This is a genomic window from Streptomyces sp. NPDC006476 (assembly GCF_040612015.1).
Taxonomy (GTDB): domain Bacteria; phylum Actinomycetota; class Actinomycetes; order Streptomycetales; family Streptomycetaceae; genus Streptomyces; species Streptomyces griseorubiginosus_B.
This window is the reverse complement of sequence record NZ_JBEXPK010000010.1, coordinates 1-12779: the sequence shown is the minus strand read 5'-3', so window position 1 is coordinate 12779 and position 12779 is coordinate 1. Positions and strand designations below refer to the sequence as shown.

At 69.6% G+C, this 12779-nt stretch carries 12 protein-coding genes; 3 read left to right on the top strand and 9 right to left on the bottom strand.

Annotation, left to right across the window (positions count from 1 at the left end):
• Positions 1-40: 40 nt before the first annotated feature.
• Positions 41-346 (top strand): ferredoxin, encoded by a 306-nt coding sequence (locus ABZZ74_RS13200; RefSeq protein WP_133045029.1) that lies wholly within the window; start codon positions 41-43, stop codon positions 344-346.
• 58 nt (positions 347-404) lie between these two features.
• Here ABZZ74_RS13200 and ABZZ74_RS13195 read toward each other — a convergent pair whose 3' ends face one another.
• The 3 genes from ABZZ74_RS13195 to ABZZ74_RS13185 all read right to left on the bottom strand — a co-directional run bounded on the left by ABZZ74_RS13195 (position 405) and on the right by ABZZ74_RS13185 (position 3892).
• Entirely contained in the window at positions 405-977 is a 573-nt protein-coding gene (locus ABZZ74_RS13195; protein ID WP_356764192.1) for a hypothetical protein, read from the bottom strand.
• Between the two features lie 222 nt (positions 978-1199).
• Positions 1200-2099 carry a tRNA (adenine-N1)-methyltransferase gene (locus ABZZ74_RS13190; RefSeq protein WP_208781314.1) on the bottom strand — a complete coding sequence of 300 codons (900 nt, stop codon included), beginning with the start codon at positions 2097-2099 and terminating at the stop codon, positions 1200-1202.
• 38 nt (positions 2100-2137) lie between these two features.
• Complete coding sequence (locus tag ABZZ74_RS13185; protein ID WP_356764190.1) at positions 2138-3892, bottom strand: site-2 protease family protein; 1755 nt, start codon at positions 3890-3892, stop codon at positions 2138-2140.
• A 175-nt stretch (positions 3893-4067) separates the two neighbouring features.
• On the opposite strand from ABZZ74_RS13185, the gene ABZZ74_RS13180 reads away from it, so the two are divergent.
• The gene (locus ABZZ74_RS13180) at positions 4068-5192 is read left to right on the top strand and encodes a PD-(D/E)XK nuclease family protein (RefSeq protein WP_356764188.1); all 1125 of its coding nucleotides are present in this window, start codon (positions 4068-4070) and stop codon (positions 5190-5192) included.
• A 14-nt stretch (positions 5193-5206) separates the two neighbouring features.
• Positions 5207-5878 (top strand): response regulator transcription factor, encoded by a 672-nt coding sequence (locus ABZZ74_RS13175; RefSeq protein ID WP_058926326.1) that lies wholly within the window; start codon positions 5207-5209, stop codon positions 5876-5878.
• 75 nt (positions 5879-5953) lie between these two features.
• On the opposite strand, the gene ABZZ74_RS13170 is transcribed toward ABZZ74_RS13175, so the two are convergent.
• The 6 genes from ABZZ74_RS13170 to ABZZ74_RS13145 form a co-directional block, all read right to left on the bottom strand.
• Entirely contained in the window at positions 5954-7534 is a 1581-nt protein-coding gene (locus ABZZ74_RS13170; RefSeq protein WP_356764185.1) for an ABC transporter substrate-binding protein, read from the bottom strand.
• Between the two features lie 68 nt (positions 7535-7602).
• The gene (locus ABZZ74_RS13165) at positions 7603-9207 is read right to left on the bottom strand and encodes an ABC transporter substrate-binding protein (protein ID WP_356764183.1); all 1605 of its coding nucleotides are present in this window, start codon (positions 9205-9207) and stop codon (positions 7603-7605) included.
• A 377-nt stretch (positions 9208-9584) separates the two neighbouring features.
• Positions 9585-10280 (bottom strand): HAD family phosphatase, encoded by a 696-nt coding sequence (locus ABZZ74_RS13160; RefSeq protein WP_356764181.1) that lies wholly within the window; start codon positions 10278-10280, stop codon positions 9585-9587.
• A gap of 119 nt (positions 10281-10399) precedes the next feature.
• Positions 10400-10966, bottom strand: coding sequence for a transposase (locus ABZZ74_RS13155; protein WP_356764503.1), 567 nt, complete (start codon positions 10964-10966; stop codon positions 10400-10402).
• Positions 10882-11478 (bottom strand): winged helix-turn-helix domain-containing protein, encoded by a 597-nt coding sequence (locus tag ABZZ74_RS13150; protein ID WP_356764179.1) that lies wholly within the window; start codon positions 11476-11478, stop codon positions 10882-10884. Before ABZZ74_RS13150 ends, ABZZ74_RS13155 begins: the two co-directional genes overlap by 85 nt.
• Before the next feature lie 182 nt (positions 11479-11660).
• The coding region (locus tag ABZZ74_RS13145; RefSeq protein ID WP_356764177.1) for a vitamin B12 dependent-methionine synthase activation domain-containing protein at positions 11661-12779 on the bottom strand (1119 nt) is incomplete at its 5' end.

Genomic DNA, 12779 nt, shown 5'->3' with positions numbered 1-12779 from the left:
GCCGGATTCCCGTCGGCTCGACTTGTAAACGGCAGGAGAGATGAGCGTGCAGCAGGAGGCCGTGGCCGACGGCGGGGAACTGGAGGTCTGGATCGACCAGGACCTGTGTACCGGCGACGGCATCTGTGCGCAGTACGCGCCCGAGGTGTTCGAGCTGGACATCGACGGTCTGGCCTATGTGAAGGGCGCGGGGGACGAGCTGTTGCAGGCGCCCGGAGCCACAACGCCCGTGCCGTTGCCGCTTCTCACGGATGTCGTGGATTCGGCGAAGGAATGTCCGGGTGAGTGCATTCATGTCCGCCGTGTTTCGGACCGGGTCGAGGTCTACGGTCCGGACGCTGAGTGATGTAACGGGTACGAGCCGTTACGACTGTCTGATTTCTCACACACGCGCGAAGCGGGTCTCAGACGCTGTGGGTACCGGCGGGTGTCGAGCGCACGAACGCGCCGTTCTTCCACTGCCACTTCACGTGGTCGGTGATGTCGGGGCAGCAGCGGGGCACGTCGTCGGAGGAGTAGCCGAAGACGGTCGCGGTGACGGCTCCGTCGCGTACGGCGAAGTCACTCACGGTGTCGCCGGTCTTGGGGGCGAGGAGGGTGGCGACGACACGGGGCTTGCCGTCGGAGGCGCGTGTGATGACGTAGACGCCGTCGGGCGGGGTGCCCATGGGGGCGTCGCAGTGCACGACCGCGACGGTCTCGGGGTTGCCGTCGCCGTCCAGGTCCCCGCTGGCCTTCTTCCGTACGACCGCCTTCACCGGACCGCAGGTGATCGGGAAGTCCAGGCCTGCCGTGCCGGGCGCGGTGGCCGTGTGCGCGGCCTTGGTCCGTGGGCCGGCCGGCTGGGCCGCCGTGGCCGGGTTGGACTGCAGGAGCGAGGAGAGCGCCATCACTCCGGCGACGGCCGCGGCGGTGGCGACCCAGTGGATCGGGCGGGTCTGGGTGTGCGCGAGTTCCGGAACGGCGGATTGCTGCACTAGGAGCGTCTCCTGGGAGGGCTGTGCCGGTGGGAGTGGCCTGCATCGTGCCACACGTCACAGTGCGGTGGAACGCCGGGGTCCGGGGTGACGAACACCGGGGGTGCCCGGATCGTACGGTTTGTGGCGAGGTGTCAAGGAAAAGGCGCTGCGGCGGAGTTCCGTACGGTTTCCGGGAACTTCGCCGCAGCGCCGAGACGTTGACTGCGGTACGCGGTCGCGTCAGCGGCCGCCGCCTTCGGCGTTGGGTCCGGCGTAGTCCTCGCCGTAGGCGCCCTTGGCGGGCCGGCGGCGGCGCATGGGCGGCTCGACGCCGTCGGCGAGGCGGCGGGCGGTGAGCAGGAAGCCGGTGTGGCCGATCATCCGGTGGTCGGGGCGGACGGCCAGGCCCTCGATGTGCCAGTTGCGGATCATCGTCTCCCAGGCGGTCGGCTCGTTGAAGCAGCCGATCTCACGGATGGACTCGACGGTCCGGGCGAGCTGGGTGGTGGTGGCGACGTAGCAGCACAGGATGCCGCCGGGGACCAGGGCCTTGGAGACGGCCTCCAGGCACTCCCAGGGGGCGAGCATGTCGAGGATGACGCGGTCGACGTCGGTGTCGGAGAGGTTGTCCTGGAGGTCGCCGACGGTGAGCTGCCAGGCGGGGTGCGGGCCGCCGAAGTAGCGCTCGACGTTCTGCTGGGCGATCTCGGCGAAGTCCTCGCGCCGCTCGTAGCTGTGCAGCATGCCCTGGTCGCCGATGGCGCGCAGCAGGAAGCTGCTGAGCGAACCGGAGCCGACGCCGGCCTCCACGACACGGGCGCCGGGGAAGATGTCCGCGAAGGCGAGGATCTGCCCGGCGTCCTTGGGGTAGACGACGGCGGCCCCGCGGGGCATGGACAGGACGTAGTCGGGGAGCAGGGGGCGCAGCGCGAGGTAGGCGACGTTACCGGTGGTGCGGACAACGCTGCCCTCGGGAGCGCCGATCAGTTCGTCGTGCGGGAAGGAACCCTTGTGGGTGTGGAAGTTCTTCCCGTCCTCGAGCGTGAACGTGTAGTGGCGGCCCTTGGGGTCGGTCAGCTGTACCTGGTCCCCGACCTTGAAGGGCCCGCGTCTGCGGGCGGCACCGGTCGGTTCGGACATGTGAACAGCCTACCGGGGTTTGGGGAGGCAGCCGACCACTAGGACGGTCTGGCCATCGCCTTCACGAAGGCGCGCTCCACGTCCGCCGCCGAGAGCACGCCGTAGATCTCGCCGGTCTCCTCCACGACCAGGTACTCGGTGGCAGGGGTCGCGCGCAGGGCGTCCAGCAGGTCCTCGCCCGCCAGTTCCGCCGAGACGCGCATGCCGTCGGTGAGTTCCTGGGCGAGGCCGCTGACCGCGACCCAGGGGCGGCGGTGTTCCGGTACGCCGACGATGGCGGCCTCGCGGACCAGGGAGAGCGGGGCGCCGTCGGAGTCGACGACGACCAGGGCGCGGGCGCCGGCGGCGTTGGCGCGGCGCAGGGCCTCGGAGAGGGGGGTGTCGGTCTCCACCGGGACGGCGCGCCGGGTGAGGTTGCGGGCGCGCAGCTCCGGGAGGTGCTCCCGCAGGCGGGCCATACGGAGGCTGTTGCCGGCGCCGGTCCAGATGATCGCGGCGAGGATCGCGGCGAGCAGGGCGTCGGTGACGGTGTCCATGCCGACGTTGTCCTCGGCGGTGGAGCCGAGCGCGCCGGACTGGGTGAGCAGCGGGAGGCCGATCAGTACGGAGACGGCGAGCGCGCGGCCGACCCAGGCGGCGGCGATGGTGCCGCTCATGGGTTTGCCGGTGATCTTCCAAACGACGGCGCGGAGCATACGGCCGCCGTCCAGGGGGAGGCCGGGCAGGAGGTTGAAGACGGCCACGATGAGGTTGGAGATCATCAGGCCGGCCAGCAGGACGCCGGGGACGGTGCCGGGCTCGACGGGCTGCAGGGCGACGTAGAAGATCCCGGCGAGGACCAGGGAGAGCAGGGGCCCCACGAAGGCCAGCACGAACTCCCTGCCGGGGGTCTCCGCCTCCTTCTCGATCTCGGAGACGCCGCCGAAGAACTGGAGCTGGATGCGGCGGACGGGGAGCTTGAAGCGGAGCGCGGCGACCGTGTGGGCGAGCTCGTGGACGAGGACGGAGGCGTAGAAGGCGACGGCGAAGAAGAGGGAGACGAGGTAGCGGGCGGCACCGAGTTCGGGCAGCACCCGGTCGAGCTGTCCACCGAACACCCAGGTGATCAGCGCGGCCACGAGGAACCAGCTGGGGGCGACGTAGACGGGCACACCGAACGGACGGCCCATGAGGAGCCCGCCCCGGGGGGACTCGGGTCGCTGGGGCGGAGGGTTCTTGACACCGCCGTGGGCGACGGCGCGGTCGGGGTGGGTGTCCGGGCCGTGGTCGGAGCGCACGCCGGGGCCGTGGCCTGCGTGGTCGGTCCGCGCGGCCGGCCGGTCCGGGTGGGCGTCGTGAGCGGCGTGGGGGCCGCGGTCGGGGTTGTCGGCGTGCTGACCAGGTGCGTGGTCCTGGTCGCCGGGCGCCTCGGGGTCGCGCTGGTCGCCGGTGCCGTGGTCGCCGTCGCCGTCCGGCGCCTGGGACTTCGCGTCGCCGGCCTCGGGCTCGCTCCCCGAGGACCCGCTGCCCTCTTCCGCGGTGTGCGCACGCGGATCCACACCGCCGTCGTTGCCGTCGGCGGCGCGGCTCTCCGCGTGGGTCCCGTCCTGTTCCTCGGTCGCCGGTGTCTCCGTGCTGTTGCCCATCCGCGGGTCCCCCTCGGCCGGATTCCTCGTCGTGGTGGACCGGGGCGGGTCCGTGGCGGGTCGGTCGGTCGGGGTGGAGGAGGGGGTGGCCGGGGCCGCAGGCCCTGCGTGGTGCTCGGCCGGCTCGTCGGTGCCGGGCCGCGGCCCGCTCCCGCCGCTCTGGTCCACGATGTCCCCTCGTTCGAAGCGTCTTCCGCGCCTGCACGGCGGAAGGGTCTCGGGTCGATGGTATGCGGCCGTCGCGGCACGTTCCGCCCCGGCACCCCCCGTGTTTCCCCGCCGGTCGCCGCCGTCCCCGCGGCGGCTGGGTCACTGTCAGTGGCGGGCCGTATGGTCTGGGGTCATGGAGACGAGTACGGAGGGCGCGGCGGAGTCCAGGGGCGAAGCCGCCGCACAACCGGATCCGCAGGTGGCGGCCGGGGAGACGGCGTCCGTCGCGCGGGAGGCCGAGGCGGGGGCGGGGACGCTGCTGGAGCCGACCGCTTCCTCGGGGGTCGGCGCGACAGCGGCACCAGCCAAGGAGCCCGAAACGACGAGGACGGATGCGACAGCCGCAGGCGAACTGGAAACGACGGCGATAGAGCCGGACGAGGCAGCGGTGACCGGTGCCCCCGTCGCCGTACCCCCCGCCAGCCTCTCTCCCTCCCGTGCCAGTGACTTCATGCAGTGCCCCCTGCTCTACCGGTTCCGGGTGATCGACCGGCTGCCCGAGAAGCCGAGTGAGGCGGCGACGCGCGGAACGCTCGTTCACGCGGTGCTGGAGCGACTGTTCGACGCTCCCGCCGGGGAGCGGACCGCGCCTCGGGCCAAGGCGCTGATCCCGGGCCAGTGGGACCGGCTGAGGGAGAACCGGCCCGAGGTGGTGGAGCTGTTCGAGGACGATCCCGACGGGGAGCGCCTCGCACGCTGGCTGGGCGAGGCCGAGCAGCTGGTGGAGCGCTGGTTCACGCTGGAGGACCCGACCCGGCTGGAGCCCGCCGAGCGGGAGTTGTTCGTCGAGGCGGAGCTGGACTCGGGGCTGCGGCTGCGCGGGATCATCGACCGCGTGGACGTGGCCCCCACCGGCGAGGTGCGGATCGTCGACTACAAGACGGGCAAGGCACCCCGCCCCGAGTACGCCGAAGGCGCCCTGTTCCAGATGAAGTTCTACGCCCTGGTGGTATGGCGCCTGAAGCGGGTCGTCCCGCGTCGGCTGCAACTGGTGTACCTGGGCAGCGGCGACGTCCTGACGTACGACCCCGTCCTCGCCGACCTGGAGCGCGTCGAGCGCAAGCTGCTCGCGCTGTGGGAGGCGATCCGGCAGGCGACGGAGTCCGGCGACTGGCGGCCGCGTCCCACCAAGCTGTGCGGCTGGTGCGACCACCAGACCCACTGCCCGGAGTTCGGCGGCACTCCCCCGCCGTATCCGCTGCCGGTGAGGCCGGTCGGGTCCGTCGACCTCGCGCAGGGCAGAATGGGGCCGGACTAGCGAAGGAGAGTTACGTGGCCATCCGCGTCCTACTGGTCGACGACCAGCCGCTGCTGCGTACCGGCTTCCGGATGATCCTGGAGGCGGAGCAGGACCTCGCGGTCGTCGGCGAGGCCGGAGACGGCCTCCAGGCCCTCGACCAGGTGCGGGCCCTGCAGCCCGACGTGGTCCTGATGGACATCCGGATGCCCCGGATGGACGGGGTGGAGGCGACCCGGCAGATCACCGGCCCCGGACGGGACGGTCCGGCGAAGGTACTGGTGCTGACCACCTTCGATCTCGACGAGTACGTGGTGGAGGCCCTGCGCGCGGGGGCCAGCGGCTTCCTGCTGAAGGACGCGCCGGCCAACGAGCTCGTCCAGGCGATCCGGGTGGTGGCCGCGGGCGAGGCCATGCTGGCGCCGAGCATCACCCGGCGGCTGCTCGACAAGTACGCGACGCACCTGCCCTCCGGCGACGAGCCCGTTCCGGACACGCTGCACACGCTCACCGAGCGCGAGGTGGAGGTGCTGAAGCTGGTGGCGCGCGGGCTGTCCAACGCGGAGATCGCGGCGGACCTGTTCGTCAGCGAGACGACCGTGAAGACGCACGTCGGCCACGTCCTGACGAAGCTGGGGCTGCGCGACCGGGTGCAGGCCGCGGTGTACGCGTACGAGAGCGGTCTGGTGCGCCCCGGCGCGCAGTAGAAGCGCGCGGTGGAAGGCCGTACGACGAAGGGGGCCGCTCGCCGTCGCGAGGGGCCCCCTTCGTGTGTCCGGCTGTCAGCCCTTGCTGAGTTCCCAGAAGCGGAACACCGTGGACGCGTCGAGGCAGTACTCCAGGCCGTAGACGTTCTCCCGGGTGACGGCGTACTGCTTGGCCTGCCAGACCGGGAGGACCGGGAGCTGGTCGGCGACGATGTCCTGCAGCTTGCCGTAGTCGGCGTCGGTGGCGGCGCGGTCGCTCTCGGCGGCGGTGTGCGGGATGAGGGTGCTGGTGATGGTGGTGTTGCTGTAGTTGTTGCCCAACACGTTGCCCTTGCCGAAGAAGGGCGCGGTGAAGTTGTCGGCGTCGGGGTAGTCGGGGACCCAGCCCTTCACGTACACGCCGTACTTGCCGGCCGCGATGTCCTTCTCGTACTGGTCGAAGGCGACGGATTTCACGGTGGCGGCGAACAGCCCGCTGGCGTTGAGCTGCCGGGCGATCTCCTTGAGCTCCTGGTCGGTGGCCGGGCCGTAGCGCGACGGGGTGGACCAGAGGGTCAGGGCGACCTTGCCGCTGATGTTGTCGGCCGCGAGCGCGGCGGCGGCCTTGGCGCGTGAGGGGCCGGCGCCGTAGGTGTCGAAGAAGGCCGTGTTGTGGCCCGCGATGCCCGCCGGGATGATCGAGTACAGCGGGGTCGCGGTGCCCTGGTAGACGTCCTTGATGAGGGCGTCGCGGTCGAGCAGGTGGGCGATGGCCTTGCGGACGCCGAGCTTTCCGGCGACCGGGTCGTTCATGTTGAAGACCAGGTGCTGGACCTCGGCGCTGCTGCCCTCGACGACCTCGGCCTTGGAGCCGTTGCCGGCGTTCTGGAGGTCGGCGATGTCTTTCGCGGTCAGACCCCGGTAGGCGATGTCGATGCCGTCGTCCTGGAGGGCCTTCTTCAGGGCGGACTGGTCGCCGTGGAAGAACTTCAGGGTCACTCCGGAGTTCTTGGCCTTCGCGGTGCCCTTGTAGTTCTCGTTGACCGAGAAGACGGCCTTGTCGTCGCCGAAGGAGTCCAGCTTGTAGGGGCCGGAGCCGACCGCCTTGTCGTCCTTGCGCAGCTTGTCGCCGTCGTACTGCCGGTGGTCGACGATGGAGCCCGCGCCGGATGCGATCTTGCTCGGGAAGGTGGCGTCGGGGACCTTCAGCCGGAAGACGACGGTCTTGGCGTCAGGTGCCTCGACCTTGTCCAGCATGGGGAACATGATCGCGGGACCGGCCGCGTCGTTGATCTTCAGCGTTCGGTCGAAGGAGAACTTGACGTCCTGCGAGGTGAGTTCGTCACCGTTGCTGAACTTCAGGCCGTCCCTGAGCGTGCACTGGTACACCTTGGTCGACGTGTCGGTGAACGAGCAGGACCTGGCGGCCTCCGGCTGGGGTTCGGTGCCGCCGTTGGGGAAGCTGAGCAGCGACTGAAAGACGTTGTTGAACAGCAGCCAGGAGCCGGGATCGTAGCCGGAGGCGGGGTCGGTGGCCAGGACGTCGTCGGACATCCCCATCACCACCGAGGAGCCGGTTCCCCCGGAGTCGCCGTCCTCGGTGCCGCAGCCGGTCAAAAGGCCGGAGGCCAGCCCCGCCACTACGGGCAGGACCGGCCACTGGTTGCGCATCTTCACAGCGGGTGCCTCGTCGTCGGTTGTCGGAAGCCCGGGGCCGCCGTCCCCGAGCCCCGGGCACAGGAAGGTCAGTTGCTGGTGCCCCGGCCGAGCTCCCAGAGCTGAAGGGTGGAGGAGGAGTTGAGCGCGTAGGCGGTTCCCGTGACGTCGTCGCGGGCGGCGACGTACTGCTTGCCCTGCCACAGCGGAAGGATCGGCACGTCGTCGGCGACGATGTCCTGGATCGTCGTGAGGTCACCGCCGGCGGCGATGCGGTCGGCCTCGCGGCGGGAGTCCGGGATCAGGGTGTTGATGATCCTGCTGTTCTTGTACGGCAGCTTCAGGAAGTTGTCCGTGTCGAGGAACGGCGCCAGGTAGTTGTCGGGGTCCGGGAAGTCCGGGAACCAGCCCATGCCCCAGACGTCGTACTGGCCCTTGCGCTCGGCCGGGACGAAGTCGTCCCACTTGGCGCCCTGGATGCTGACGTCGAACAGACCGCTGTCGTTGAGCTGCTTCTGCAGGATCTGGAATTCCTTCGCGGTGGCCGAGCCGTAGTGGTCGGTCGTGTAGTGCAGCGTCAGCTTGACCGGTGTGGTGATGCCGGCCTTGATCAGCAGGGACTTGGCCTTGGGGACGCTCGGCTCGCCGTACTTGTTGAAGAACGAGTTGGAGTGGCCGGTGACGCCGGCCGCGACCAGCGAGTACAGGGGGTCGGCCTGGGTGCCGTAGACCTTGGAGACGAGCTCGCCGCGGTTGATCAGCTGGGCCATCGCCTGGCGGACGGCCTTGTCCTTCACCGAGGGCGCGTTCGTGTTGAAGGCGAGGTAGCGGATCTCCAGGCCGGACATCTCGACCAGGTCCTCGCTGCTGTTGGTGCCGGCCGACAGCTTCTGGATCAGGTCGGGAGACATCGTGCGGGTCATGACGTCGATGTCATCCTTGTCCAGGGCGGTGCCCATGGCGGAGGCGTCGTCGTAGGAGACCATCTCGACCTTGGAGTTGTTCACCTTGAGCGTCCCCTTGTAGTTGGGGTTCTTGGTGAACGTGGCCTTGACGATCGCGTTGTCCTTGACGTCGGCCGACAGGGTGTACGGGCCGGAGCCGTCGACGTCGAAGCCGTCGCGCAGCTTGTTCTTCTCGTAGTCGTCCGGGTTGACGATGCCGGCGACCGGGGTCGACAGCTTGTACGGGAAGGTGGCGTCGGCGGTCTTGAGGTGGAAGATGACCTCGTTGTCACCCTGCGTCTCGACGGTGTCGATGGTGTTCAGCAGGGCGGAGACGCCGGAGTCGGCCTTGATGGCGCGGGCGCGGTCGATGGAGTACTTCACGTCGGCCGCGGTGATCTTGTCACCGTTGGCGAACTTGAGGCCGTCGCGCAGGGTGCACGCGTAGCGCTCGTTGCCGCTGTCGGTGAAGCCGCACTTCTGGGCGGCCTCGGGCACCGGGTCACCCTCGCCCTTGGGCTGGATCATCAGCGTCTGCACGGTCTGGCGCAGGATGTTCCAGGTGCCGACGTCGTACGCGTACGCCGGATCCAGCGGCGCCGGCGCGGCCTTGGTCACGGTGAACCGGTCTGTGGTGCCGACGACGATGGCGTCACCGCCGCCACTGCCGCTGCCGGACCCTCCGCAGGCGGCGAGCACGGGCGCCAGCAGGCCGACGACGGCAGGCAGCACCATTGTCTTGCGGTTCATGCTCGTGATTCTCCAGAGCTGTTCAGGTCCGTGTATCCGGCATGCAGGGGTGTCGCGGCGGAACACGGGGGGTAGGGGCGAGGTTCTCGCGACGAGATTAGTCCGCACCTGCACGGGGACCCGCAGTCACCGGAGTTGAGGCGTCATCACGCAGTGAAACCGGGCGTGGACAGACCGAAAACCCTTCGGGGGAAGGATTAGTGCAGCCTTCCATCAATCAGGACACAAAGGCACGCCTGATCATGGAAAACGGGGGCAACCTGCACAACCGACCGTGACTGTCGACCCCCGTGCAAGTGGGGAACCTCACATATCCAACGGGCGGCAACAGTACTGGAATTCGGTCATCCGTCGGAAGGCGAATTCCTTTTCCGTCATCAGTCGGTGATCAGACCCCGAAGAAATGCCAAGTCGACCTCTTCCAGGGAGCCCACGACGGTTCTGCGGACGGCGGGGGCGATCGGTGCCACGGAGGGCACCACCACGACATGGCAGCCCGCGGCCTCGGCCGCGGCGACGCCGGTCGCGGTGTCCTCGACGACCGCGCATCTGGCCGGATCCACGCCGAGCCCGGCCGCTGCGGTCAGATACGGGTCGGGGTGCGGCTTGGTCTGGGGCACCTCATCGCCGGCCACCGACAGCGCGAAGTGCTGCGGCCCGAGCGAGGTGAGCACCCGGTCGATGATGCGCCGGTGGGAGGCGGAGACCAGGGCGGTCGGGATCTCGTACTCGGAGAGTTCGGCGAGGAGTCTCGCGGCGCCCGGCATCAGCGGCAGGGCGCGGTCGATGCGGTCCTCGAAGCCCTGGTTGAGCAGGACCGTGAGCTCGGCGAGCTCGATGTCCGCACCGGTGGCCTCGATCAGGAACCCCGCGCTGCGGGTCATGGGACCGCCGACCACGACATGGCGCCAGGAGTCGTCGAGGACGTGGCCGAGGCGCGCGAAGATCTCCACCTCCACGTCCCACCAGAAACCCTCGGTGTCCACCAGGGTGCCGTCCATGTCGAGGAGCACAGCCTGCAGGGCTGAGCCTTCGGCCGTACGGGTTCCGAGCGCGGGGACCGTACTGGTCATCCGGGCGCACCTCCTTGAGGGACGATCAGGCCGGTTCCCGCGCGGGGAACCGGCCTGCAGTGGACCGACCAGTGTACGTCTCTCGCGGCGGAAGCGCCTCGTTTACTGACTTCGGCTCGTTAAGGTGAGGCTGGATTGTCGAGGGTCAGGCCGGTGCCGGCTATGAAGCCGTCGAGGGTGTGGGGCCGGTACTGGAGACGCTTGAGCCGGTTGCGGACCATGGCTTCGAGCCGGTCGAGGGCGACCACAGCGAGGTTGGCCAGGCTGCGTTTGACGTGCGCCCAGACCCACTCGACGGGGTTCAGGTCGGGCGAGTACGCGGGCAGCAGGAACACCGTCAGCCACTCACGCTCGGCGATCAGCACACGCATGGCATGAGAGACATGAGTGTTGAGCCGGTCCCAGACCAGCACGATCGGCGACTTGACGAGGTGATGGGTCCCGTCGATCAACGCGATGAAGTCGCGCTCGCCCATGCTGCGGCGCTTGCCCTTGCCCGCGGGGTGGGTGCGCAGGCGGTGGCACAACCGAGTCCGGAAACCGGGCCGCATCGCGATCAGCCCGGCCACCGACAGCCGTCCCGAGCGGCGTCCGCTGACGGTCACGACCGGGGTGCGGCCGCGCCGTCCCCAGGTGCGCCCTTTGGGCGGCCGGCGGGTGAACCCGGCTTCGTCCTCGAAGCAGATGTAGCCTCCGCAGGCCGCCCGTGCCCTTTTACCTCCGCCCAGGTCGCCTCCTTCCACACGGCCACGGCCTGCTCGTCGCGCTCGGCGACCCGCCGCGCGGGGACCTGCGGGCTGAAGCCGAGCCGGTGCATCAGCCGGGTGGCGCCCGAGACGCTGTAGGAGACGTGGAACTTCCTGCCGATCAGCGTGGCCACCCGCGCCGCGGTCCACACCTGGTCCTCCACCCAGCCATGCGCGGCCGGCCCTTCATCGAGGTAGGCGGCCAGCTTTTCCAGGCAGCGCGGGGACAGGCGGCATCGCGATCCGCTCGGGCCGCGGGAGGCCAGAGCCTGCACGCCGCCGTCCCGCCACAGCTGGTGCCACCGGTAGGCCGACTTCAGACTCACCCGCAGGCGCCGTGCCACGTCCGGCGGCTTGATGTTCTGCTCGAACAGCTCGGCCGCCTGTATCCGAACCGTCTCCCGACGCCGACGTCCCGCAGGGGTCAGCCCGCCCCCATCCGCATACCTCATACACCAGGAGATACAGACAACACTCCGGACTCATCAGGGACTTCTAGAAAGATCACCCTAACGAGCCGAAGTCAGTAACCGTCGTGGTCCGGGGCACACCGTCACTACCACCGGGGGCCGCCCTGATGTGCGCCGATGTGCCCTCAGACGGCCCCTTTCGGGTGCCTGCCCCGCGTCGCCCCTCAGCGGGCGTTGAAGTACTTCGCCTCGGGGTGGTGGATCACGATGGCGTCCGTGGACTGCTCCGGGTGCAGCTGGAACTCCTCGGACAGGCGGACGCCGATGCGCTCCGGTTCGAGCAGGTCGGCGATCTTGGCGCGGTCCTCCAGGTTCGGGCACGCTCCGTAGCCGAGCGAGAACCGGGCGCCACGGTACTTCAGGGCGAACATGTCCTCGATGTCGTTCGGGTCCTCACCGGAGAAGCCCAGCTCCGACCGCACGCGCGCGTGCCAGTACTCGGCCAGCGCCTCGGCCAACTGCACGGACAGACCGTGCAGTTCGAGGTAGTCGCGGTAGGAGTTGGCCTCGAAGAGCTTCGCGGTCTCCTCGCCGATCCTGGATCCGACGGTGACGACCTGCAGTCCGACGACGTCCGTCTCCCCTGCCTCCTGCGGACGGAAGAAGTCCGCGAGACAGAGGCGGCGGCCACGGCGCTGGCGCGGGAAGGTGAAGCGGGTGCGCTCGTTGCCGTGCTCGTCCAGGATGATCAGGTCGTCGTCCTTGGAGACGCAGGGGAAGTAGCCGTAGACCACGGCGGCTTCGAGGAGGTTCTCGGTCTGCAGCCGGTCCAGCAGCCCGCGCAGCCGCGGCCGGCCGTCGGTCTCGACGAGTTCCTCGTACGAGGGCCCCTCGCCGGTGCGGGCCTGCTTGAGACCCCACTGGCCCTTGAACAGCGCGCCCTCGTCGAGCCAGCTGGCGTACTCCTTGAGCTGGATGCCCTTGACGACTCGGGTGCCGAAGAAGGGAGGTTCCGGGATGGGGTTGTCGACTGCCACGTCGGAGCGGACGTTGCCCTCCACCGGCTGCTCGTCGACCTCGCCGGGTGCGCTCGCCCGTACCCGGCGCTGCTTCAGCTCCGGCAGCTGCGCTCCCGGCACGCCCCGCTTGACGCCGATGAGGGCGTCCATCAGCCGCAGGCCCTCGAAGGCGTCCCGGGCGTAGCGCACCTCGCCCTCGTAGATCTCGTGCAGGTCCTGCTCCACATACGCCCGGGTCAGGGCGGCGCCGCCCAGGATGACGGGGTAGTCGGCGGCCAGGCCCCGCTGGTTGAGCTCCTCCAGGTTCTCCTTCATGATCACCGT